This is a genomic window from Caballeronia sordidicola (genome assembly GCF_000729995.1).
GTDB lineage: Bacteria > Pseudomonadota > Gammaproteobacteria > Burkholderiales > Burkholderiaceae > Caballeronia > Caballeronia sordidicola_A.
This window is the reverse complement of the sequence record NZ_JNFG01000139.1, coordinates 1-396: the sequence shown is the minus strand read 5'-3', so window position 1 is coordinate 396 and position 396 is coordinate 1. Positions and strand designations below refer to the sequence as shown.

Annotated in this window: 1 protein-coding gene; it reads right to left on the bottom strand. The window is 40.2% G+C overall.

Features of this window, described 5'->3' with window-relative positions:
- Positions 1-318: YheC/YheD family protein (locus FH08_RS0134085; RefSeq protein ID WP_200878832.1), on the bottom strand; the 318-nt coding region annotated here is incomplete at its 3' end.
- Positions 319-396: the final 78 nt, after the last annotated feature.

Sequence of the window (396 nt, the reverse complement as noted above, 5' to 3'; positions counted from 1 at the left end):
TTGCTTAGTGATGCGAATGATCCCTTTACCAAGACTGCCTCTGATGGGTTTAAGGAATACAACAGAATGCGTCGTACACATCTTTTTTAGAATGGCATAGCCATTCAATAAGTGAGACTCAGGCATGTAACGATGGAGATTTGTCTCCTTTTTTAATGCATCGAACACTTCGGTTTTGTCGAGAAACTTTTCATTGAAAATATGACTACCGTGCAAGGATTTTACTTCCTTCATAAAATGCTGTACGCTTGGATTATTCTCCATTTTTCGCGATGTCAAACGATTATTAATGACATCTGCGATTGGCATTTGAGTCATACGCCAGCCTCCATCATAGATCCAGCCTTGAATTGAGCTGGTGCTAGATGTGATATGGTCTGGGGTGAAAAAGTAAAC